The organism is Flavobacterium sp. GW823-FHT04A11 (assembly GCF_058796535.1).
Map to the genome: position 1 here is coordinate 3,863,899 of NZ_CM179503.1, position 22,044 is coordinate 3,885,942.

The window sequence follows — 22,044 nt, forward strand, 5'->3', positions numbered from 1 at the left end:
TAAATTGAATTCCAATTGTTTAATGATATAATACCAGCACAATGAAAAAAGATCGCTTATTAGCAAAATGGCTTAACAATGATTTATCAGAAGAGGAATTAGCCGAATTTAAAGCAAGTCCTGATTTCGAAAAATACCAGAAAATTAAAAATTATACAGAACATTTAGCCGTAGATGATTTTGATGAAAATGCAATGTTATCGAACATTCTGAAACAAAAAAAGGAAACTCCAAAAGTGGTTCCTTTATATAAAAACTGGATGTTCAGAGCAGCGGCGGTATTTGTTTTAGCGCTTGGAATTACGTTTATAATGAAGTTTTATATATCTGAAACTGAGGTTGCAGATTTTGGAGAAAAAACAGCTTTTTCATTGCCTGATAATTCTGAAGTAGTTTTGAATTCAGGTTCTGAAATAAATTATAAAAAATGGAATTGGGACAATAACAGGCATCTTGAATTAAAAGGAGAAGCGTATTTCAGGGTAGCAAAAGGAAAACGTTTTGAAGTACAGACGGATCTTGGAAAAGTTACCGTTTTAGGAACTCAATTTAACGTTAAAGCCAGAAAAAACAGGTTTGATGTAGTTTGTTATGAAGGACATGTGAAAGTAAATTATGCAAATTCTCAAATTATATTGACTCATGGTCAAGGCGTTAGTTTTGAAAACGGAAAACAAATTAATAGAAACATACAATCATTAAAACCGGAATGGACGGAAAATCAAATATGTTTTTATAAAGAAAATATAAGAACCATATTAGACGAAGTTGAAAGGCAGTATAACATTATGATCGAATTAAACACCAAAGATACAACCGCTTTATTTACAGGAAAATTGCCAGCAAAAGATTTAAATGTAGCCTTGCAGATTATTAGTACAACGTATCATTTAGAGGCTAAAAAAGTCTCAAAAAATAAAATAATTTTTGACGAAAAATAAATGTTGCTCCCCAAACAATTTCATTTTTTGTTTTTCCTGTTTTTCCTTGTCCTGAATCTTTTTTCTCAGGACAAAGGCAAACTGATGTCTTTTAAAAAAATCATAATTGATATTGAACAGCAGCATAATGTTAGTTTTAATTATACCGAAGATAACATTACCGGACTCGAAATAATTCCGCCAAAAAAATCTCTTTCTTTAGAACAAAAACTGGAATATCTTTCTAAAAAAACCAATCTGGCTTTTGAAAACATTGGAAACAAATTCATTAATATTTATAAAAAAGAGAATCAATCACAAACAATTTGCGGCTACGTTTTTTCAGGCGCAGATAAAAAACCAATTGAAAACGCTAATATTAGTTTACCGGATAAAACGCAGGTTTCTACAAATTCTAACGGTTATTTTGAATTTAAAAAAGAAGACAAAAACACTTTTTTAATTAGTCACGTTGGATTCATAAGTAAAAGAATTACAGCAGGAAATTCAGATTCTCAAAATTGTCTTCAAATAGTATTGGAAACTGAAATTACAGAACTTGAAGAAATTAAGGCAAATGCAATTCTGGCTTCGGGAATTTCGAAAAACAAAGATGGATCGTTTGAAATTAAACCCAAGAAATTTGGAATTTTGCCCGGACTTATCGAGCCTGACGCTTTGCAGGCGATGCAGCAAATACCCGGCGTAAACAGTATCGACGAAAGTGTCTCGAGCATCAACGTTCGCGGTGGCACACATGACCAGAATTTATTTTTATGGAATGGAATACGAATGTACCAAACGGGACATTTTTTTGGTTTAATATCGGTTTTTAATCCCAATTTGGCGCATACAATTTCTATTTACAAAAACGGAAGTTCTGCCTTTTACGGCGAAAGCGTTTCGAGTGTTGTCGCTATTTCTTCTACTCCCGAAACGGCAGAGAAAAACTCGTTTAGTGCGGGAATAAACATGATTAACGCTGATGTTTACGGCAAATACAATCTTTCGAAAAAAAGTTATATCGAAATTTCGGCACGCAAATCCATTACTGATTTTGTCGAAACTCCTACTTATAAAGAGTATTTCAATAAAGTATTTCAAAACACCACCATAACTGATTTTTCAGAAAAACAAAATGTCGATTATCACAGTGATAAAAAATTCGGCTTTTATGATGCTACGCTAAAATATGCCCAAAAAATAGGCAATAAAGATCAGATCATTTTGGATTTAATCACCATAAAAGACAATCTCGAAGTTTTTCAAAGTGCTACTTTATATGACATTAACCGATCTGAAAATAATGTTTTACGCCAGCAAAATTATGGCGGCAATTTGTCGTGGAAAAGAAACTGGAACAACTTCAATACAACTAAAATAAATGTCTACAACTCTGCTTATGAACTTCTGGCGAATCAAAAAACAACTTTTGAAAATCAAATTCTGATTCAGGAAAATACCGTAAATAATAATGGAATTAATTTAGAGAACAACCATATTATTACGGCTAAATTTAGTTTTAATGAGGGTTATCAGTTCAATGAAATCGGTATTACCAATTTAGAACAGGTTACAAATCCTGATTTCTATCGTAAGGTTAAAGAAGTTTTGAGAACACATGCTTTAATTGTAGAAGGAAAATACAACGATACACTTTCGCGAATATATTTTAAGGCCGGAACCCGAATTAATTATATCGAAAAATTTAAAAAATATATTGTAGAACCCCGAATTCAGTTTGGTTATGGCATCAATAAAAATTTAAATTTAGAATTGCTGGGAGAATTAAAAAGTCAAAACTCACAACAAATTATTGATTTGCAAAAAGATTATTTCGGCATCGAAAAAAGACGCTGGATAATCTCCAATAATACTACAATTCCCATTCAGAAAAGCAAACAATTATCTCTGAATTTATTCTACCAAAAGAATGACTGGCTTTTTGAAATAGAAAATTTCTATAAAAAAGTAGCCGGAATTACCACTTCCAGCCAGGGTTTTCAAAACCAGTTAGAGTTTGTTCGAACAACCGGCGATTACGTAGTTTGGGGAACAGAAATTCTGGTTCAGAAAAAAATGAATCATTTTCTGACCTGGTTAAGTTATACGTACAATCACAATGATTATCATTTTATTAATTACGAATACCCAAGTTTTCCTAACAATTTTGAGGTAATGCATACGGCATCGTGGGCAGGAATTTATGAGAAAAATAATTTCAAAATTGCTTTGGGAACAAAGTGGTCTTCTGGAAGGCCAAAAACATCTCCTGATAATTCTCAAATTGATCCGGCGAATCCTACTTTGGTTTACAACAAACCTAATAACACCAATTTGCATATTTTTTCGCAGGTTAATCTTTCCTCTACTTACAAGTGGGAAACTTCAAATGGTATTCAGTATAAATTAGGAATATCTATTTTAAATATTCTGAACAGAAAAAATGAAATCAGCGAATATTACAGAATTAGTTCCATCACAAATTCTATCGAAGAAGTGGAGACATTCGCACTGCAAAGAACTCCAAATGTGAGCTTTAGAGTTTCACTTTAAAATCTATTTCTACAAGGTTTGTAAAAAATCTTCTACTACTTTTTAATTTTTTTTACAAAATAACAATTTTTTGGTAGGGTAATCTTTATCAAAGCTGTTTTACTATTGAATCTATCAAAACAATAAAAATGGCTTTCCTAAAAAAATTCATACGCTGCTTTTATGACAGTTCGTAATCTAAACGATGCGATTGTCGAACAAAATGCCCCACAAAATCACGCATAATATCATTGTTATGCATTCCCCAAAACAAAACACTTTACTCATTTGTAAAGTATATTTTTCTATTTCCGTTTAACTAAAATTAAAATAACTATGAAACTAAAACAAATTAAATTCGCTGTAGCTGCGATTACAATCACAACCTTTTTTTTAAGCTGCAGCAGCGATAATAGCAATGACACGGTTACTCCTCCTCCAACAAATGAAGTAAAAATGGAAGTTTCGCTTGCTACAAGTGCAACATTAGGATCTTATCTTACCGACAAAACCGGAAGATCATTGTATTTTTTCTCAACAGATGCAAACGGACAATCTTCTTGTTCAGGAGGATGTGAAGCTTTGTGGCCCCCTTTTTATGTAGATAATTTAACTGCAGATAAATTAGGTACAGGTTTAGCATTTTCAGATTTTGGAACAATTACCACGGCTTCTGCAAAAAAACAGTTAACCTATAAAGGATGGCCATTGTATTATTACGCTCCTATTGCCGGAGTTGATCCTTATGGAAATGGTGGAACGAATACCATCGAAGAAGCCGGAAAAACATCTGGTGACGGATTTGGCGGTGTATGGTTTATTGCAAAACCGGACTATTCTATTATGATTGTGAGAAGTCAGCTTGTGGGTCACGATGGTAAAAACTACAAATCAGATTATACGGTTGGAGACGGACAGACTACCTATTTTACAGATGCTAAAGGCTTAACGCTGTATACTTTCAAAAACGATAATTTCAAGAAAAACAATTTTACAAAAGAAGATTTTTCAAACAACGCGGTTTGGCCAATATATGAAACAGACAAAATTGTGGTTCCTTCTGCTCTTGACAAAACTAAATTTAGCGTGATTACGGTATTTGGAAAATCACAATTGGTTTACAACGGCTGGCCTTTGTATTATTTTGGACAAGATGCCAGCGTAAGAGGCGCTAATAAAGGAATTAGTTTTCCAAGTCCTGCCGTTTGGCCTGTGCCGGTAAAAGATATACCGCTGGCAATCTAAAGGTTTTATAGCAACAAATTCTATTTCAAATTAGTTCAGTTTTTATTGGACTAATTTGAAATATTTAATCGAAAACTCCGCTCTGCAAACGCAAATTTAAATCAAATCAACATGAGTAAAACAAAAATCATAATTGTCGTAGTGTTGTTGCTGATCAGTTTTGGCCCCTACTACATCTATCAAAATATTTTATACAAAGATGCGAGAGACATCAATAGTGAAAAATCAATACTGACCATTACTGCTCAAAATTTAGAAAAAGAATATGCCTTAAATTCTTCCAAAGGAGATTCGAAATACTTAAATAAAACAATTGAAATTGAAGGAACAGTTTCAGAAGTAACTGATTCTTCAATGGTAATTAACGGAAAGGTATTTTGCAAAATGAATAAAAAGGCAGCAAAAACTTTGATGAACAAACAAATCAATGTAAAAGGCAGATGCATCGGTTATGATGATTTATTCGGACAGGTAAAATTTGATCAATGCAGTATTCAACAACATTAATATGAAAAAAAAAATATTCCTGATAGCCAGTTTTTTAATCTGCCTATATAGCAATGCCCAAGAGGATTTACTCTCGAGTCTGGATTCTACACAAGTAGTCGATAAAAATGCAACCGCTACTTTTAAAGCCTTGCAGATTATCACATTACAATCGACAAAATTAGCAGCGAAAAAAGAATTTTACATGGTGATCTCGCATCGTTTTGGTTCTGTAAAAGGCGGAATTTCAGAGTTTTTTGGTTTTGATGATGCGACCACAAAAATTGGCGGGATTTACGGAGTAACCAATTGGCTTTCTGTAAGCGCCTCACATCATACTTTGCTGAAAATAAATGAAGCATCTTTAAAATACAGACTTCTGAGACAAAATGAAACGTTTCCTTTTGACATTGTTGGATACAGCACCATAGATTTTAATAGCGGATTGAAAAAAGACGATTATCCGAAAATTGAATTTTCTGATCGTTTGACTTATATCAATCAGCTTTTGATTTCGAGAAAGGTTTCTGAGAAAATATCTTTAGAATTGGTTCCGTCATTCATTCATAAAAACCTGTACAATCCTGATATCGAAAACGATAACCAATTTACTTTAGGCGCCGGCGGACGATTAAAATTAACCAAAAGACTTTCGCTGAATTTAGAATACGGTCAGAATTTTAATAAACCTGATTTTTATAATAATCCACTTTCTGTTGGATTGGATATAGAAACCGGAGGTCACGTTTTTCAATTGCTTTTTACCAATTCGCAATCCATGACCGAAAGCGGTTACTTAACAAGTGCTTCGGGCGATTGGGGCAAAGGCGATTTCTTTTTTGGGTTTAATTTATACAGAGTTTTTTAAAAGTACAAAATATGAAAAAATATATTTATCTCTCCGCCATTCTACTATCGTTATATAGTTGTGAATCTACAACTTACGAAAGTCTGGAAGAGCCAACTGTTATAGTTGACAAAGTGACTTATACGGCAAATGTCAAATCGATTATTGATCAAAATTGCATTGGATGTCATGCTTCCGGAGGAACACTTATACCTCTGGAAACCTACTCTGAAGTGAAAGACGCGTTGTTGAATAAGAATTTATTAGACAGAATTCAGCGCCAGAACGGAACTCCCGGACAAATGCCAAAAGCAGGAAGAATGCCGCAGGACAAAATAAATACGATTCTGCAATGGAATACAGACGGATTACTGGAAAATTAAATCAAAACTAAAAATATGAAAAAGATAATGATACTGCTGTTTTTGTTTGTTGGAATATTCGCTGTTTCCGCTCAAAAATATGCAACCAAAACCGGAAATTTAAAGTTTGAAGCATCCGTAGATTCCTTTGAAGAAGTAGCGGCAGAAAATAAAAATACTTCGTCTATTTTAGAATCATCAACCGGAGATATAGCCGTTTTGGCCTTAATGAAGGGATTTCGTTTTAAAGTTGCCTTAATGGAAGAACATTTTAATGAAAATTATGTCGAATCAGATAAATTTCCTAAAGCTACGTTTAAAGGAAAAATGGAAGATTTTGATGTTTCAAAGCTTTCTTCTACAGCTAAAATCGTTAAGATTTCAGGAGATTTGACTTTACACGGAAAAACAAAAAAGATAACGGCAAATGGCAAAATTTCAAAATCCGGAGATAAAATAACGGTCACAGGAAATTTTGATGTAAAAGCGGCAGACTTTGCTATAGAAATTCCAAAACTGGTAAGTAAAAAAGTAGCCGATAAAATCAAAGTAAGTTTTGATCTTCAGCTTGCAAAAATGTAAAATAGATATTCAAAAAAAAAGAGGAGCATTAAGCTCCTCTTTTTTATAATTTATTCATTCAAATCATTGAATTCGTGTAATGATTTCAATGTACTTTCGTAAAATAAAATTGCTGCGATTAGATTTCCTTTATCAGAGTAAGGCATCATTTTTCTTTGAAACTCTACTGTTGTATCAAGGAAAATCGTAGTACCTTCTGCCTGAGTATCTAAAACTTTTTTGTGCTCACTATCGTCCGGAATACCTAAATCTGCCATTGTAACACCTGGTTTAGTAACCAAAGCAATATAAGGAAGAGTTTTAACTAATACTTTAATACGTTCGATGTATAATTCCAAAAGTTCTCCTTTTTGCATACCACTTAATTCTTTTTGGTCATGGTATTTGCGAATTAGAGCTGTTGTACTAATAATACTTCTTGGAGCATTTTTTGCCTGCGCTGAAATAGCACCGGTTGTCAAGAAAAAAAGGACACTTAATAAAATAATTTTGCTCTTCATTTTCATAATGTTAATGGGGTTGTTGATGCAAGCAAAAATATATAAATTAACTTAAATTACAACTTTATTGATTTCTTTTTTTAATTAAGAATCAGAATTATACAATCTAATTAAGATAAATAGGAAAAATACGATAACTGACTGCTTTTTATTCCTATTTATGACTTGATAATTCTAAAACGTCCCGGATATTTTATCCAGATACTTTTTTTGTTGCCGTAATAATCCATGTATTCTTCACAAACAAACACGGCATGTGCTGTAGACCAGGCAACAACGCCGCAAAATTCACTTCCCTCCTGTCGTTTTAACTTCAATACTTGCTTGCCTTTTCTAAATCCCAGATACTTATAAATAGTTGGCGTATACACCGTACCATCTTCCAGATCTTCCAGCGCTTTATCAAAAGTAGATTCTTTGTCGACAATCTGCTTGTATTTTGCCATAACGGCATAGGTCAATATCGCATATTCTGTTATTTTTTCGCTGTCGCAATTATCTTTAATGTAGACAAAATCAGCCGAAAATCTGGCTTTATTCAATTCCTCTTTTTTCAAATTAAAAGAAGCATTGTTTTTCAAGGTAATTTTATACAAATCGTCGCTAAGCTGTTCTGTTACAAAAAGATTGTCTAAACCATAAACATTCAATGAAGCTTTGATGAAGGCAATTGACGAACAATTAGTGCGTTCTCCTTGTTTAAAACTTTCAAATATTTGATCTGAGCTTAATTGTGCATAAGAAGTGGAGGAAATAAATATCAAAAATAAAAATACTGAAGTAACAAATTTCATGTCTTTAGATTTTATAATTGTTCCCAACTTTTTGGGAATTATAGCTTTTACAAATCTATAAAAATCAATTCATAATTATTTTTTTACTTTTTAACTTTTCAAATTTGGCACAAAACAGATTTCAATTAGCTTACTTTTAAATAGTTATATTCTGAAAAATATTTAAAAAATAAAATTCTGCAAATAAATTTGTAGTCTCAATAGCACAATATCGCATTTTAAATTATACTTCGTAAAATAAAAAACAGCTTTTAAATTCTTATTATTCGGCAGAATAAAAAAATTGAAATATTGAAACTTTTTAAGATTCTAATGAAATTTATCTGAGATTTTATTGGTAAATTGGTAAGATGCAAACAAGTCCTGATGTACTCATTATTGGAGGTGGTCTTGCCGGTTTGACGGCCGCAATACACCTGTCAAAAAAAGGGTTGAAAGTAATCCTGATCGAAAAATCTACGTACCCGCGCCATAAAGTGTGCGGGGAATATATTTCGAATGAAATTTTGCCTTACCTCCTTTGGCTTAACGTTGATGTTTTGCAATTACAGCCTACAAGTATTTCTAAATTTGAGTTTTCAACACAAAATGGCAAAACAGCAAAAACAAAACTTCCATTGGGCGGTTTTGGAGTGAGCCGTTTTGCACTTGATGATTTTCTATATCAAAAAACACTCGCAAACAATTGTATCGTTCTAAATGAAACTGTAACCGAAGTTTCTTTTAGCAATAATGAATTTACGGTGACAACGCCAAACCAAATTTTATCGGCAAAAATAGTATTGGGCGCATTTGGAAAACGCTCGAATATCGATCAGGTTTTATCTCGAAATTTTATCAGTAAAAAATCTCCGTGGTTAGCTGTAAAAGCACATTATTCAGGAGATTTTCCAGATGATGTTGTGGCATTACATAATTTTAACGGAGGTTATTGCGGCGTTTCAAAAGTAGAAAATAATCATATCAACGTTTGTTATCTGGCTGATTATGCCACCTTTAAAAAATATAAAAACATAGAAGAATATCAGCAGAATGTACTTTACAAAAACAGTCATCTCAAAGCTGTTTTTGAAAACTATCAGCCTGTTTTTGACAAACCGCTCACTATTAGCCAGATCTCTTTTGATAAAAAACAACCTGTCGAAAATCATATTTTAATGATTGGCGACACGGCCGGACTTATTCACCCCATGTGCGGTAACGGAATGGCAATGGCAATACATAGTGCCAAAATTGCATCAGAATTAATATTGGATTATTACAACAACAAAATCGAATCACGAGAATTATTAGAAAAAAAATATGTCAAAGAGTGGAAAAAGAATTTTGGAAAACGATTATTAATAGGAAGGATTCTCGCCAGAACCTTAACAAACAAAACCATTACAAACACGTTTGTGGTATTTGTAGCGTCGTTTCCTGCCCTTCTTTCCGGAATTATTAAACAAACTCATGGCAAACCCATAGCAATAAAACAATGACCCTAAACACAAAATACAGAACACAGGAAACAGAAATAATGGACGATTTTTTGCTTCAGGGTAACGAATTGATTTCGGCACTTGATCAGATTGCGCGCATCAATAGATTGCTTGGAGGAAATAATCTCACGCTTAACGGAACAAAAATATTATTAAAAAAAACAGCTGTTTCAAAAACCATTACGATTGCCGATATCGGCTGCGGCAATGGCGATATGCTTCGAATGCTATCCAATTATGGAAAAAAGAACAATCTGAATTTTAAATTGATTGGTGTTGACGCAAATGCATTTACGATAAATTATGCCAAAACATTATCCGGAGAATATCCAAATATTGAATACCAGTGTATGGATATTTTTAGTGAAGATTTTGCCCATTTAAAGTACGATATTCTTTTGTGTACGCTCACACTTCATCACTTTTCGAATGAGCAGATATTAAATATAATTACTATCTTTAGTAATAATGCAACTATAGGCGTAGTCATTAATGATTTACACCGAAGCAAATTGGCTTACAGGCTTTTTCAATTAATTTGTTTTGTGTTTGGATTAAATAAAATGTCGCGTGAAGATGGTCTTGTTTCCATTTTAAGAGGTTTTAAAAGAAATGAACTGGAGGATTTCTCCAAAAAACTGAATTTAAAAAACTATACCATAAACTGGAAATGGGCTTTTCGTTACCAATGGATAATAAATAAAATATGAGTGTAAAAATAGTAACTGTTGCAAAACAACTACCCCAATATTCAAGGGCAACAGCCGATATACTTCCGTTTCTAGACAAATGGCTTGAAGGTCAGGAAGAGCGTTTTATAAAAAAAGTAAAGAAGATTTTTGAAGGTGCGGCCGTAGACAAACGGTATTCCATTATGGATCCTGTTGAAGTTTTTACCGCGACTTCTTTTGAAGAAAAAAATGATATTTACAGTCGTGAAGTGATTATTTTAGGCGAACAGGTTTTGGAAAAAGCGCTTGCAAAAGCAGGTTGGGAACCACAAACGCTTGATTATATTATTACAGTAAGCTGCACCGGAATTATGATTCCGTCGCTGGATGCTTATCTGATTAATAAAATGAAATTAAAACAGGATATTGTACGTCTTCCGGTTACGGAAATGGGCTGCGCTGCGGGAATCTCCGGAATTATTTATGCAAAGAATTTCCTGAAAGCAAACCCCGGAAAACGTGCTGCCGTAATTGCGGTCGAATCGCCTACAGCTACATTTCAGCTTGATGATTTTTCGATGCCAAATATTGTGAGTGCAGCGATTTTTGGTGATGGAGCTGCCTGTTGTCTCTTATCATCGTATAATGACGATTATGGTCCTGAAGTACTGGATGAAGAAATGTATCATTTTTATGAAGCCGAACACATGATGGGTTTTAAACTCACCAACAGCGGTTTGCAAATGGTTTTGGATATTGAAGTTCCCGATACTATTGCGTCGCATTTTGGTGATATTATTCATCCGTTTCTAAAAAAGAATAACCTGGAAATTAAAGATCTCGATCACATGATTTTTCATCCTGGCGGAAAAAAAATAGTCACTACCGTAGAAGCTCTTTTTTCAGGATTGGGAAAAAATATTGATGATACTAAGGAAGTTCTCAAACAATACGGCAACATGTCAAGTGCAACTGTATTGTATGTTTTAGAACGAATTATGGATACTAAACCGCAAGCAGGAGAAAAAGGATTAATGCTCAGTTTTGGTCCCGGATTTTCGGCACAGCGCGTTTTATTGCAATGGTAATTATTTAGAAAATAAACTATGGAACTCAACGATATTATCGCACAATTGCCTTACAGCGAGCCGTTTTTATTTGTAGACGAACTGCTTCATGTGGATGAAAACGGCGCTACTGGAACTTTTACTTTTAGGGAAGATCTCGATTTTTACAAAGGACATTTTAAAGGTAATCCTGTAACTCCGGGTGTTATTTTAACCGAAACAATGGCTCAGATTGGTATGGTTTGTCTTGGAATTTATTTATTGAAAGATGAAATAAAAAAAGATACCGTTGTGGCTTTTACATCAGCAGATATGCAGTTTTTAAAGCCTGTTTATCCAAATGAAAAAGTAACTGTCACTTCCCAAAAAATATTTTTCAGGTTTGGAAAACTAAAATGTGATGTTGTCATGAAAAACGAAGCCGGTATTGAAGTCTGCAAAGGAATTGTTGCCGGTATGATTACGACAAAATTATGAAGAAACGCGTTGTAATAACAGGATTAGGTGTTGCAGCTCCAAACGGAGTTGGAATTCCTGCGTTTACACATGCCTTAAAAAACGGGATATCCGGCATAAGGCATGATACTCAATTACAAGATTTACAATTTTCCTGTCAGATAGCGGGCAAACCGGAAATATCCGAAGAACTTAAAGCACAGTATTTTACAGAACTCGAATTGCGCGGCTTTAATAGTACGGGCATTTTATACGGCGTTATTGCAGGAATTGAAGCCTGGAAAAATGCCGGATTACCAATCGAAAACAATCCTGAACCGGATTGGGATAACGGAACTATTTTTGGCTCCGGAACTTCTGGAATTGATAAATTTCGCGAAAGCATTTATAAAATAGACGAATTACAAACCAGAAGATTAGGCAGTACCGTCGTGGCTCAAACGATGAACAGCGGTATTAGTGCTTATCTTGGCGGTAAACTCGGACTTGGAAATCAGGTTACCACAAATTCATCTGCTTGTTCAACGGGTACAGAAGCTATTATAATGGCGTATGACCGCATTCAATCCGGACAGGCAAAGAGAATTTTAGCAGGAAGTACAGGCGACAGCGGTCCTTATATTTGGGGCGGATTTGATGCTTTGCGCGTATGCAGCTCTAAATATAACGACAATCCGGAGCAAGGTTCGCGCCCAATGAGTGCTTCGGCGGCAGGTTTTGTACCCGGAAGTGGTGCCGGAGCATTAGTCGTAGAAGAATTAGAAAGTGCCTTAGAACGAGGTGCCACAATTTATGCCGAAATATTAGGCGGAAACGTAAACTCGGGCGGGCAGCGAGGCAACGGAAGTATGACGGCGCCAAACAGCGATGCCGTACAAAGATGCATCGTTAGTGCGATTCATAATTCAGGGATTTCTCCAAACGATATTGATGCGATAAACGGACATCTTACCGCGACAACAAAAGACAGCCTGGAAATCGAAAACTGGACGAAAGCACTAAACAGAAACGGAGTCGATTTTCCGTATATTAATTCCCTAAAAAGTATGACCGGACATTGCCTGAGTGCTGCCGGAAGTATCGAAAGTGTGGCTTCTGTTTTAGAGCTTCATGAAAGTTTTTTATTTGGAAACATCAATTGCGAAGATCTTCATCCTGAAATTACGGCATTAATTGATGCCACAAAAATACCTTTAAAAACAATTCACACAGATCTTAACATAATCGCAAAGGCAAGTTTTGGTTTTGGTGATGTAAACGCCTGTGTAGTATTTAAAAAATATAAAAATTAACCATTTAAAATATGAATAAACAAGAACTTATTGCAAAACTGAAAGAAATTATAAAGCCCTATACAACCAACACAGAGGCTTATGATAATCTTACGGAAGAAACAGATTTTATTAATGATCTTAATATTAATTCAGCCAATCTGGTAGATATTGTATTAGATATAGAAGAAGCTTTTGATGTCGTAATTGACAATACGGATATGGAACGCATGCTTGACGTAAAAACGGCAGTAGAAATTATAGAAACCAAACTCGCCGCAAAATGATAGGCAACGATGTGATCGATATTATACAGTCACGTCAGGAAAGCAATTGGCAGCGCAAAGGTTTTACAGAAAAACTGTTTACTGCTGAAGAACAATTGCTTATCACAAACAATCCGGATCCTGAAATAATGGTTTGGACGCTTTGGAGTATGAAAGAAGCGGCTTATAAAGTCTATAACAGGCAGACAAAAATCAGGGAATACATTCCTAAAAAACTCGTTTGCACGATAATTTCACAAAGCAATAATTGTATTTTGGGTCAGGTAATTTGTGGTGAAAATGTCTACTTCACAAAAACTATTATTGATGAGGAAAACATTCACAGCATTGCAGTTCATAATTTATGGGACCTGAATAATGTAATAGAAATTGAAAAAAAGTCGATTTTTAAAGACGAAAATGGCATTCCTCACTTGTCTGATACTTTATCAAATACACTTCAGGATGTTTCAATAAGTCATCACGGGCGATTTGAAAAAGTAATTACACTTAAATAAAAAGTTTTATTTATATCAAATTAGCCTTAAAAATTGTCCGATCAAACGAACTTTCTGAAGAGAAATTTTAGAAATAAACCGCAACATAAAAGAAAATTAATATCTTTAGTATTCCGAGTTCTAAAATGCTTTTTATCAATTTTTACTTCAAATTGTATCACCTGTAATAATTTGTGAATGAGAAAAATTAGTACCCTTTTAATCGTTTTATTGATTTCGTATACTGCTTTTGCACAAGGCAGTATAGAAAAAGACAGCATTTATAAGGATACTATTCAAAATATACGCTTCAATTACAAACAACTTATTATACCGGGAGTTTTAATTGGTTATGGCTTTTGGGGAATGGAAAGCGGTCAGATAAAAAGTTTCAATTCACAAATTCGTGATGAATTTACAGAAGATATTGACCGTAAAATTTCTATTGACGATTTCTCCAGATATGTTCCGGCTGCTTCTGTTTATGCCTTAAATGCTTTTGGCGTAAAAGGAAAAAATAATATGAGAGACCGATCTGTTATTCTGGCGACTTCAACCCTTTTTACTGTTGTCACTGTTTTTGCATTAAAAAATATAACGAATGTCGAAAGACCGGACGGAACATCGAACAACTCTTTTCCATCCGGACATACCGCCATCGCTTTTGCCGGAGCCGAATTTTTATATCAGGAATACAAAGACCAATCCGTTTGGTATGGTGTAGCTGGTTATGCCGTTGCCGCCGGAACAGGAATTTTCAGAATGTACAACAACAGACATTGGCTTACAGATGTTGCTGCCGGAGCCGGAATTGGAATTTTATGTACCAAAGCTGCTTATTGGATGAATCCGTATCTGACCAGAAAATTATTTGGAAACAAAGAAACTAAAACGACTTCTTTTTTAATGCCATCATATGACGGAAAAAGTTTCGCCATAAATTATGTGAAAACATTTTAGTGCAGAATAAATATAAAAAAAGCCCATTCCTTTCAGATTGGGCTTTTTAGTCTTACAACTCGATTTATTTTATGCTGGATTAATTGCTAAGAACAGTTTTCAATTCAATATACTTTTGCAGATTATTAAAATCATGTCCTTTTGCCTTCATCGATTTAATAAAGGCCGGCGTTGTTCCTGTTGCTTTTGCTCCAATAACATCGTTGATATCAAAATCATTAAAGCCAAAATCCTTGTATTGCTGAATTTCATCGGGTGTTACATTCTGTGATTTCAAAGCAAATAGATTTTCCATTTTGATATTTTTAAAACCTGCTTTTTGAAAACTAGTTACATATTCCGGCGTTATGTTTAATGATTTCAGTGCCATCAAATCACCGTTTGAAACATCATTGTACCCAATCTTTTTAAAAGAATCAATAAAAGCCTGATCGATATTTAATGATTTAAAGGCAATAATATCATCTTCATCTGCTGCTTTATTGTCATTGGCTGAACCACGGAAATCAGCAATATATTTTGCATCAATTCCCTGAGATTTTAATGCGATAATTTTATCCGCAGAAATATCGGTATAACCTGCTTTGCGAATTTCTTCAATAAATTTTTTATCGATTCCCAAAGATTTAAAAGGAACAAGATTTTCCAAATCAATATCTTTTATTCCCGATTGTTTGATGGAAGTTATATACGCTTCATCAATATCTAATGCCGCAAGCGGAATAAGCTGATCTTTGTCTAATTTATTGTAACCGTTTTTCTTCAGCATTTGAACATACGATTGTTTGATATCAATCATAAAGAAAACCATCACATCGCTATCGTCAGTAATATCGATTCCTTCTTTTCGCATAGAAGCGCTGTAAGCTGTATTGGGAGCAAATTTATAAGTTCCCATGCCCTTGTCGCCTTCAAATTTTCCGGTAAAATGCATGGTTCCCGCTTCACGTGTTAACGTAAATTCACCTTGTTTATCTTTTGGAAGAGTACTAAAATCATTCAGTTCAAAATTGCTCGAAGAAACATTATTTTCATTGCTTTTGAATTGAATATTGACCGTATTGCCTTTGACTGTGGCAAACCAATTCCCTTCGGTTTTTATTCCGTCCTGAATGTTTTGCTGTTGTTTTTCCGGTTTTTTATCGGAAATAAGGTTCTGACTTTGTGCTGCCGGTTGATTAAAAAGGCACACAAATAACACCATTAGCGGCAATAGGAAAAAATATTTCCACGTGGTGTGAACGTTTGATTTTTTTGAGTTCATCATAACTATTCGTTTTTTTAAGAGTGATTGATTATAATTAGTTGTAAGACTCAATGGAAATTGTGGCGCTGCGACTTTAAGCAGGCTAAACTGATAACTTTCTTTTTCGACAGTATCGCGTTTTAGCATTTGATCATCCGTCAAAAATTCAAGATTGATTTCTAACGCTTTACGCCATTGCCACGCAAATGGATTAAACCACTGAAAAATAAGCACGATCTCGGCAAGCAAAAGATCAATGGTATGTTTTTGCTCGATATGAATTTTTTCATGCAGCAAAATCTGATTGTAGGTTTCCCATTCATATTTTTCAGGATTAATAAAAATATTATTGGCAAAAGAACAAGGCGCTTTATCGTCTGTTATTTCGACAATTCTAAATTTTCCATCCTGAATAACTGATTTTGAATAGGCACGATACAACAAGATTACGGCCTGCATTAAAAAATTAAATGCAAAAATCACGACTCCAAACCAATACAAATAAATAACCCACTGAAGCGCTGATTCAAAATTGATCGTTTCTTTTGTTTCTTCAATAAGCGTTGGCTGAATTGGTTTTTCTTTTAATGTTGGAGTTTCAGTCTTTTGAACTGAAGTTTCAGCCGCCAAAATATGCTTTTCTGCCGAAACTTTTCTCAGCGACAATTGCTGAGGAATTGGAACTAAAGGCAAAGTAAAAGCCAATAGCATACAAGTCAGTAATACATATCTGTTTAAATAAAAAAACGTTTCTTTTTGCAGAAGCAGTTTGTAAAATATAAAACAGGCTGAAAGAATAAGGGCTGTGTATAAGATATAAGGTATCATACTTTTCCTTTTTTAATGATGTCTACTATTTCATTTAAATCATTTTCGGTAAGCTTTTGTTCCTTTGCAAAAAAGGCTAACATTCGGGGATAAGAATTATCAAAATACTGGCTAACGATATCTTTCAATGCAAATTGCTGATACTGTTCTCTGCTGATAACAGGAAAAAAACAATGCATATTTCCGGCAGTTTCATGGTTTAAAAAACCTTTTTCTTCGAGTATTTTTACAATTGTTGCAACGCTGTTATAGTGTGGTTTAGGATCTGGAAGCAACGGAATTATATCCCTAATAAAAGCTTTGTTCAAATCCCAAAAAACCTGCATGATCTGCTCTTCTCGTTTCGCTAATTTTATCATCGTTAAAAATTTTGATGCAAGTTACTACTAATTTATTAGTAGACAAACTAATTTGTTAGTAATTTTACTAATATGTTAGTAGGATTCAAAAACAATGCAGTTTAAAACACACAAAATCAACTCATTAAAAATTTAATATAAAATTTAAGCCAAAAAAAATCTCCAAAATCAAATGATTTTGGAGATTAATATACATCTGACATAAATAAATTATGCCAGATGCAATTACAAATCAACATTTACAACTCAATACTTATTTTACGACATACGAAACTTTATCAGCTTCGCAAAGCCTGAAATATCCAAAGGCAAAATTATTGGCATCAGTAGTATTTACGATATTTCCCCTGATATTGCCGGGAGGAATAGAAAAAGGACTTCCTCCATAAACTTCTAAAAGCAAATTCATATAATTATAAAAGTTTTTAGAAATACCGCGATTCGTAATATCGATAATAGTTCCCGGTTGTATTTTATCTTCATCAGAAAATCGTGTACTGATTTCATTTCCGTTATACAATTCATCATCTGTAAGTTCGTATTCCGGAAAAAGCAGAAAATCACTTTTATAATCCGTCAGATAATAATTCTCCTGCTCAATCGGATCTTTATAATAAAAAGTAAGTTCGATGACATCTTCTCCGCCAAAATCAGGAACAATCGCTTGTTCTACCCTGTCAATTGGGGTTACAGAAGTTAGTTTTTCTACCGCTGTAAAACTTTGTCCTTCTGCCGTTACAAACAGTTTATAATCCATTCCTATAACCGGAACAAAATTGGTACAAACATAATTACCCGGTTCTGTTTCGTTAAAAGTAAAAATAACTCCGTTACTGTTTTCAATTCTGACCTGCGCGCCCGAAACTTTTGGCGTAGTATTATTATAGTACGGAGCTGTTTTACTAATCTTGATAACCTGTTCATTTCCGGTAGTTCCTTTTAGCCAGATAATTTCTGCATCAACTACAATTTTGGTTGCACCGGTTTCTAAATCAAGCGTTACAACATCTTCACAAGATGAAAAAAACAGCACTAAAAGAAGACTGCATAAAGCGAATGCCTTATTTTTAAAATTATATTTTTCTAACCTTTGCATACTCATTAAAATTTAAAATTATAAGAAATACCAGGAACTATCCCAAAAATAGACAGCCTTCTGGTTTCATTTGCTCCCGTATCTTCATTTGTGGCAAATGTCATAGATGCGGCATTTTTTCTGTTGTAGATATTATAAATACTAAATACCCAATAGCTTTGCCAGCCTTTCTTTTTATCCGGTTTTGGCGTATAAGTAGCCGCCAGATCCAGGTGATGAAAAACCGGTAATCTGTTTTCATTTCTAAGCGAAAAATTAGGAATATTGATTCCGCCAAATTCATAATAACCATTTGCATACGTCACAGGCTGACCTGACTGCAAAGAAAAATTAGCATTAAATGACCATTTTGGATTGTATTGATAACTTCCCACAACATTCAGATTATGCAGTTTATCATATCCAGACAAATACCAGTCTCCGTTTGCAACTCCCGGTTCTTCAGGAGTTCTGCCGGGCGTTTTTTGCTCCGCTCTTGATAAAGTATACGAAACCCAGCCGGTAAAATTTCCTTTATTTTTTCTTAATAATAATTCTAAACCATACGATCTGGCTTTCCCATTCAAAATAACCTGCTCGATATTATTGTTGGCCAAAATATCGGCGCCGTCTATATAATCAATACGGTTTTTGATGTTTTTGTAGAACATTTCACCTTCAAAAGAATATTCTCCTTCTTTAAAATTTTTAAAATATCCCACAGCATACTGATCCAGAATTTGTGGTTTTGTAAATGGTCCGCTTGGCGTCCAGATGCTCATTGGCAATGGCGACTGCGTATTAGATAAAATATGAATATATTGCGCCATTCTGTTGTAACTTGCTTTTACAGAATTGTTATCATTAAAAGCATAAGATAATGCGGCGCGAGGTTCTAAATTATTAAACTTACTGATCGTTTCCCCGCTTTTATAAGATATAGTTCCGGTTGGCGTTCCTTCTTCATAAATATTATATAGCGGATTGTAAACCACGGCCTGACCATTTTCATAAGTGCTGATTTCCTCGCCTCCCAAACGGTAAAACATACTGTAACGAAGTCCGTAGCGAAGATTTAATTTTTCTGTAATCTGATGTTCGAAATCCAGATATGCCGAAGATTCCAAGGCATATTTTTTATCCAGCTGTTTGTAGTTAAACGGTGAATCTGAACTGGTTGGCTGTACCGTACCGGGATTAAAATCATAATACTGACTGTCAATTCCGTAGTTTAATTTAAGTTTTTCTGATACCGTGTGATTCCAAGCATATTTAAAACCGTACGTTCTAATCGTATTATCCCATTCAAAATTTTCTGCCTGAATGCCCAGATTAAATTTATAATCACTGTAGAAAACAGATAAATTAGTATTTAAATTATCCGAGAATTTATGTTTCCAGCTCAAAATTCCCATTGTGTTTCCGTAAGTACTGGCAAAACGATCATTGATATCAAAAACATCGTTTCCAAAATATCCTGAAAAAGCAATCGTATTATTAGCGCCCAAACGGTAATTTAATTTAGTATTAATATCATAAAACATAGCCGAATTACTATTATCAGCCAGTTTCAAAAATAAATGTGCATACGAAGTTCTCGCAGCAATAATAAACGAACCTTTTTCTTTTTTAATTGGTCCTTGTACGAGTAAACGGCTTGATATTAAACCAATTCCACCATTTACTTTATACTCTTCAAAGTCACCAATTTGCTGACTTACATCAAGAACAGAAGAAACTCTTCCTCCAAATTTAGACGGAATACCGCCTTTGTATAAATCCAGACCGCTAATCACATCGGCATTAAAAATGGAGAAAAAACCAAACATGTGAGAATCGCCATAAACCGGAGCTCCGTCTAAAAGAACCAAATTCTGATCTGCAGCACCGCCTCGGACATTAAAACCAGACGAAAGTTCTCCGGCATTGGTTACTCCCGGCAATGTCAAAATCGATTTTAAAGGATCCGGCTCGCCCATCGCAGACGGAATTCTTTTAATTTCTTCCATCGTAAGTTTGTTGACACTCATTTGCGTATTTCGTACATCAACCGCTTTTGAATTGGTAATAATTACCTGTTCTAATTGCTGGCTGTCAGATTCCATTTTAAAATCTATTCTGACATCATCAGAAACCGTGATTTGTTTTTCCTTATTTTTAAAGCCTACAAAACTGGTCAAAACCGTATAAGTTCCTTTATCCAATTCTAACGAAAACATTCCGTTTCTATCTGTCGTAGCGCCAATTTGCAGTTCCTTGATAAAAATATTGGCGCCTATAACAGGTTCGTGATTTTCATCAAGAACCTGCCCTGTTAGTTTGGCGTTTTTTTTTACTGTTTTTACCGACTTCTGTTTTACGAAAATATTATTGCCCACAATGGAAAACTGAATGGACGTACTTTTATTCAGTTCGTTAATAAGCTCTTTTATTTCAACACGGTTATAGGTCTTTTTGCTGGTGAAATATTTTTTGCCGGTGTCTACCTGATCGGTAAAAGCAAACTTAAAATCGGATTGATTTTCTATTTGTTTAAAGAATTCTTTTAAGGTTACCGTTTTATCTACAGTTACTGTTACATTTTGGGAAAACATACACCAACTGAATAAAAAAAAGCATGCCGTAATTATATGCTTCATGAATTTTTGTATTTTTGAATATTATTAAATGGAATAGTTTTATACTATTCTGACTATGAGGAGGATGTTTAGTTTCGCGGCTAGTGCATCCTTTTCTTTTCTATTGAAAAGTAACTTCTTTTAATTCATCGTTTATTTCAAAGTTTAGGTTATACATTTCTGATATTAATTGTACAATAATTTTTAAATCTTCTTTTTTATTGATTCTCACCGTAATTCGCTGGTTGATATATTCCTGCGGAATTGTCATTTTGTAACCGTAATTTGCCTTTATATAGTCACTAAAATCAGTTAGTTTTTCATTATCAAAATCAATAAACCTGTTAAATTCAGCGACTAAAGCAGTATTATCGCCATAAGTAAATTTTTCTCCGGGCTTCAAAATCCATTTTTTATTTTGCCCTTTTACATTCATCTGAACACTTCCTTCAAAAAGCTGCACGATTACACCCTTTTTATCTTGTCCGGTTACCGTAAACGAAGTTCCTAAAACAGTGGTTGTCGTTTCGTTGCAAAAAACCTGAAAAGGATGTTTTTTATCTTTTTTTACTTTGAAATAAGCTTCACCGTCAACTTCAATTTTTCTGTTGCTTTCAAAATTATTGGCATATACAATTTTAGAATTTGGGTTTAATTCTACTTTTGAACTATCCGGCAGAAAAACAGTTTTTATTTCTGAAGTTGAGTTTTTGATTTCAGTTACATTCGAAGACAGTTGAATAGCATTTTCTATATTGCTTCTATTCAAATAAATTCCCGTTCCAATCGACATAAAGATTAAAATAGCCGCAGCTGCTGCATAATGCCAGATTTTAATTTTTTTCTTTTTCGGAACAAAAGCTTTCGATTGAAATTCCTGCCACGCTAACTCTTTGGTACTATCAGAATGAGATTCAGGAGTTTCATCCCATATCTTTTTCAATTCTTCGTCTATTTTTTTTTCATTCATAACTTTGG

The 22,044-nt window shown here is 34.0% G+C and carries 22 protein-coding genes; 15 read left to right on the forward strand and 7 right to left on the reverse strand.

Annotated features, from left to right (window positions below; all coding sequences use genetic code 11):
• The first annotated feature begins 41 nt into the window (after positions 1 to 41).
• From AC3QL1_RS16855 to AC3QL1_RS16885, 7 genes are all read left to right on the forward strand, one after another.
• On the forward strand, positions 42 to 941 hold the full coding sequence (locus AC3QL1_RS16855; RefSeq protein WP_492493182.1) for a FecR family protein: 900 nt from the start codon (positions 42 to 44) through the stop codon (positions 939 to 941).
• 84 nt (positions 942 to 1,025) lie between these two features.
• A complete protein-coding gene (locus AC3QL1_RS16860; protein ID WP_492493183.1) occupies positions 1,026 to 3,476 on the forward strand; it encodes a carboxypeptidase-like regulatory domain-containing protein in 2,451 nt (816 codons plus the stop codon).
• A 315-nt stretch (positions 3,477 to 3,791) separates the two neighbouring features.
• Positions 3,792 to 4,700, forward strand: a complete 909-nt coding sequence (locus AC3QL1_RS16865; protein ID WP_492493185.1) for a COG4315 family predicted lipoprotein — start codon at positions 3,792 to 3,794, stop codon at positions 4,698 to 4,700.
• Between the two features lie 111 nt (positions 4,701 to 4,811).
• On the forward strand, positions 4,812 to 5,207 hold the full coding sequence (locus AC3QL1_RS16870; RefSeq protein ID WP_492493187.1) for an OB-fold protein: 396 nt from the start codon (positions 4,812 to 4,814) through the stop codon (positions 5,205 to 5,207).
• A 1-nt stretch (position 5,208) separates the two neighbouring features.
• The gene (locus AC3QL1_RS16875; protein ID WP_492493189.1) at positions 5,209 to 6,054 is read left to right on the forward strand and encodes a DUF5777 family beta-barrel protein; all 846 of its coding nucleotides are present in this window, start codon (positions 5,209 to 5,211) and stop codon (positions 6,052 to 6,054) included.
• An 11-nt stretch (positions 6,055 to 6,065) separates the two neighbouring features.
• A complete protein-coding gene (locus AC3QL1_RS16880; protein ID WP_492493191.1) occupies positions 6,066 to 6,416 on the forward strand; it encodes a cytochrome c in 351 nt (116 codons plus the stop codon).
• A 15-nt stretch (positions 6,417 to 6,431) separates the two neighbouring features.
• On the forward strand, positions 6,432 to 6,977 hold the full coding sequence (locus AC3QL1_RS16885) for a YceI family protein (RefSeq protein WP_492493193.1): 546 nt from the start codon (positions 6,432 to 6,434) through the stop codon (positions 6,975 to 6,977).
• A 50-nt stretch (positions 6,978 to 7,027) separates the two neighbouring features.
• Here the strand turns inward: AC3QL1_RS16885 and AC3QL1_RS16890 are convergent, their stop codons facing one another.
• Complete coding sequence (locus AC3QL1_RS16890) at positions 7,028 to 7,477, reverse strand: hypothetical protein (RefSeq protein ID WP_492493195.1); 450 nt, start codon at positions 7,475 to 7,477, stop codon at positions 7,028 to 7,030.
• A 158-nt stretch (positions 7,478 to 7,635) separates the two neighbouring features.
• On the reverse strand, positions 7,636 to 8,271 hold the full coding sequence (locus tag AC3QL1_RS16895; protein WP_492493197.1) for a hypothetical protein: 636 nt from the start codon (positions 8,269 to 8,271) through the stop codon (positions 7,636 to 7,638).
• A 350-nt stretch (positions 8,272 to 8,621) separates the two neighbouring features.
• Between AC3QL1_RS16895 and AC3QL1_RS16900 the strand changes: the two genes are divergently transcribed.
• From AC3QL1_RS16900 to AC3QL1_RS16935, 8 genes are all read left to right on the forward strand, one after another.
• Positions 8,622 to 9,752: an NAD(P)/FAD-dependent oxidoreductase gene (locus tag AC3QL1_RS16900; RefSeq protein WP_492493199.1), complete on the forward strand. Its 1,131-nt coding sequence runs from the start codon at positions 8,622 to 8,624 to the stop codon at positions 9,750 to 9,752.
• Complete coding sequence (locus AC3QL1_RS16905; protein WP_492493200.1) at positions 9,749 to 10,462, forward strand: methyltransferase domain-containing protein; 714 nt, start codon at positions 9,749 to 9,751, stop codon at positions 10,460 to 10,462. The genes AC3QL1_RS16900 and AC3QL1_RS16905 overlap by 4 nt, the downstream gene beginning before the upstream one ends.
• On the forward strand, positions 10,459 to 11,511 hold the full coding sequence (locus tag AC3QL1_RS16910) for a type III polyketide synthase (RefSeq protein WP_492493201.1): 1,053 nt from the start codon (positions 10,459 to 10,461) through the stop codon (positions 11,509 to 11,511). The genes AC3QL1_RS16905 and AC3QL1_RS16910 overlap by 4 nt, the downstream gene beginning before the upstream one ends.
• An 18-nt stretch (positions 11,512 to 11,529) precedes the next feature.
• Positions 11,530 to 11,967 carry a 3-hydroxyacyl-ACP dehydratase FabZ family protein gene (locus AC3QL1_RS16915; RefSeq protein WP_492493203.1) on the forward strand — a complete coding sequence of 146 codons (438 nt, stop codon included), beginning with the start codon at positions 11,530 to 11,532 and terminating at the stop codon, positions 11,965 to 11,967.
• Positions 11,964 to 13,238, forward strand: coding sequence for a beta-ketoacyl-[acyl-carrier-protein] synthase family protein (locus AC3QL1_RS16920; protein WP_492493205.1), 1,275 nt, complete (start codon positions 11,964 to 11,966; stop codon positions 13,236 to 13,238). The genes AC3QL1_RS16915 and AC3QL1_RS16920 overlap by 4 nt, the downstream gene beginning before the upstream one ends.
• 11 nt (positions 13,239 to 13,249) lie before the next feature.
• Complete coding sequence (locus AC3QL1_RS16925; protein WP_492493206.1) at positions 13,250 to 13,504, forward strand: acyl carrier protein; 255 nt, start codon at positions 13,250 to 13,252, stop codon at positions 13,502 to 13,504.
• Positions 13,501 to 14,001: a 4'-phosphopantetheinyl transferase superfamily protein gene (locus AC3QL1_RS16930; protein WP_492493208.1), complete on the forward strand. Its 501-nt coding sequence runs from the start codon at positions 13,501 to 13,503 to the stop codon at positions 13,999 to 14,001. The genes AC3QL1_RS16925 and AC3QL1_RS16930 overlap by 4 nt, the downstream gene beginning before the upstream one ends.
• 177 nt (positions 14,002 to 14,178) lie before the next feature.
• The gene (locus AC3QL1_RS16935; RefSeq protein ID WP_492493209.1) at positions 14,179 to 14,940 is read left to right on the forward strand and encodes a phosphatase PAP2 family protein; all 762 of its coding nucleotides are present in this window, start codon (positions 14,179 to 14,181) and stop codon (positions 14,938 to 14,940) included.
• Positions 14,941 to 15,019: 79 nt separating this feature from the next.
• Here the strand turns inward: AC3QL1_RS16935 and AC3QL1_RS16940 are convergent, their stop codons facing one another.
• The 5 genes from AC3QL1_RS16940 to AC3QL1_RS16960 form a co-directional block, all read right to left on the reverse strand.
• Positions 15,020 to 17,014, reverse strand: coding sequence for a M56 family metallopeptidase (locus AC3QL1_RS16940; RefSeq protein WP_492493211.1), 1,995 nt, complete (start codon positions 17,012 to 17,014; stop codon positions 15,020 to 15,022).
• Positions 17,011 to 17,373 (reverse strand): BlaI/MecI/CopY family transcriptional regulator, encoded by a 363-nt coding sequence (locus AC3QL1_RS16945; RefSeq protein WP_492493212.1) that lies wholly within the window; start codon positions 17,371 to 17,373, stop codon positions 17,011 to 17,013. The genes AC3QL1_RS16940 and AC3QL1_RS16945 overlap by 4 nt, the downstream gene beginning before the upstream one ends.
• 253 nt (positions 17,374 to 17,626) lie before the next feature.
• On the reverse strand, positions 17,627 to 18,469 hold the full coding sequence (locus AC3QL1_RS16950) for a DUF4249 domain-containing protein (protein WP_492493214.1): 843 nt from the start codon (positions 18,467 to 18,469) through the stop codon (positions 17,627 to 17,629).
• Positions 18,470 to 18,474: 5 nt separating this feature from the next.
• The gene (locus AC3QL1_RS16955) at positions 18,475 to 21,087 is read right to left on the reverse strand and encodes a TonB-dependent receptor (protein WP_492493216.1); all 2,613 of its coding nucleotides are present in this window, start codon (positions 21,085 to 21,087) and stop codon (positions 18,475 to 18,477) included.
• 100 nt (positions 21,088 to 21,187) lie between these two features.
• Positions 21,188 to 22,036 (reverse strand): FecR family protein, encoded by an 849-nt coding sequence (locus AC3QL1_RS16960; protein WP_492493217.1) that lies wholly within the window; start codon positions 22,034 to 22,036, stop codon positions 21,188 to 21,190.
• Positions 22,037 to 22,044 lie beyond the last annotated feature (8 nt).

Bases quoted from the DNA above. Each gene is read 5' to 3' on its own strand.
- AC3QL1_RS16940 (WP_492493211.1), bottom strand. From the start codon at position 17,014: ATGATACCTTATATCTTATACACAGCCCTTATTCTTTCAGCCTGTTTT.
- AC3QL1_RS16865 (WP_492493185.1), top strand. From the start codon at position 3,792: ATGAAACTAAAACAAATTAAATTCGCTGTAGCTGCGATTACAATCACA.
- AC3QL1_RS16855 (WP_492493182.1), top strand. From the start codon at position 42: ATGAAAAAAGATCGCTTATTAGCAAAATGGCTTAACAATGATTTATCA.
- AC3QL1_RS16860 (WP_492493183.1), top strand. From the start codon at position 1,026: ATGTCTTTTAAAAAAATCATAATTGATATTGAACAGCAGCATAATGTT.
- AC3QL1_RS16935 (WP_492493209.1), top strand. From the start codon at position 14,179: ATGAGAAAAATTAGTACCCTTTTAATCGTTTTATTGATTTCGTATACT.
- AC3QL1_RS16915 (WP_492493203.1), top strand. From the start codon at position 11,530: ATGGAACTCAACGATATTATCGCACAATTGCCTTACAGCGAGCCGTTT.
- AC3QL1_RS16955 (WP_492493216.1), bottom strand. From the start codon at position 21,087: ATGAAGCATATAATTACGGCATGCTTTTTTTTATTCAGTTGGTGTATG.
- AC3QL1_RS16920 (WP_492493205.1), top strand. From the start codon at position 11,964: ATGAAGAAACGCGTTGTAATAACAGGATTAGGTGTTGCAGCTCCAAAC.
- AC3QL1_RS16875 (WP_492493189.1), top strand. From the start codon at position 5,209: ATGAAAAAAAAAATATTCCTGATAGCCAGTTTTTTAATCTGCCTATAT.
- AC3QL1_RS16925 (WP_492493206.1), top strand. From the start codon at position 13,250: ATGAATAAACAAGAACTTATTGCAAAACTGAAAGAAATTATAAAGCCC.
- AC3QL1_RS16930 (WP_492493208.1), top strand. From the start codon at position 13,501: ATGATAGGCAACGATGTGATCGATATTATACAGTCACGTCAGGAAAGC.
- AC3QL1_RS16950 (WP_492493214.1), bottom strand. From the start codon at position 18,469: ATGCAAAGGTTAGAAAAATATAATTTTAAAAATAAGGCATTCGCTTTA.
- AC3QL1_RS16945 (WP_492493212.1), bottom strand. From the start codon at position 17,373: ATGATAAAATTAGCGAAACGAGAAGAGCAGATCATGCAGGTTTTTTGG.
- AC3QL1_RS16905 (WP_492493200.1), top strand. From the start codon at position 9,749: ATGACCCTAAACACAAAATACAGAACACAGGAAACAGAAATAATGGAC.
- AC3QL1_RS16900 (WP_492493199.1), top strand. From the start codon at position 8,622: ATGCAAACAAGTCCTGATGTACTCATTATTGGAGGTGGTCTTGCCGGT.
- AC3QL1_RS16885 (WP_492493193.1), top strand. From the start codon at position 6,432: ATGAAAAAGATAATGATACTGCTGTTTTTGTTTGTTGGAATATTCGCT.
- AC3QL1_RS16890 (WP_492493195.1), bottom strand. From the start codon at position 7,477: ATGAAGAGCAAAATTATTTTATTAAGTGTCCTTTTTTTCTTGACAACC.
- AC3QL1_RS16895 (WP_492493197.1), bottom strand. From the start codon at position 8,271: ATGAAATTTGTTACTTCAGTATTTTTATTTTTGATATTTATTTCCTCC.
- AC3QL1_RS16870 (WP_492493187.1), top strand. From the start codon at position 4,812: ATGAGTAAAACAAAAATCATAATTGTCGTAGTGTTGTTGCTGATCAGT.
- AC3QL1_RS16960 (WP_492493217.1), bottom strand. From the start codon at position 22,036: ATGAATGAAAAAAAAATAGACGAAGAATTGAAAAAGATATGGGATGAA.
- AC3QL1_RS16880 (WP_492493191.1), top strand. From the start codon at position 6,066: ATGAAAAAATATATTTATCTCTCCGCCATTCTACTATCGTTATATAGT.
- AC3QL1_RS16910 (WP_492493201.1), top strand. From the start codon at position 10,459: ATGAGTGTAAAAATAGTAACTGTTGCAAAACAACTACCCCAATATTCA.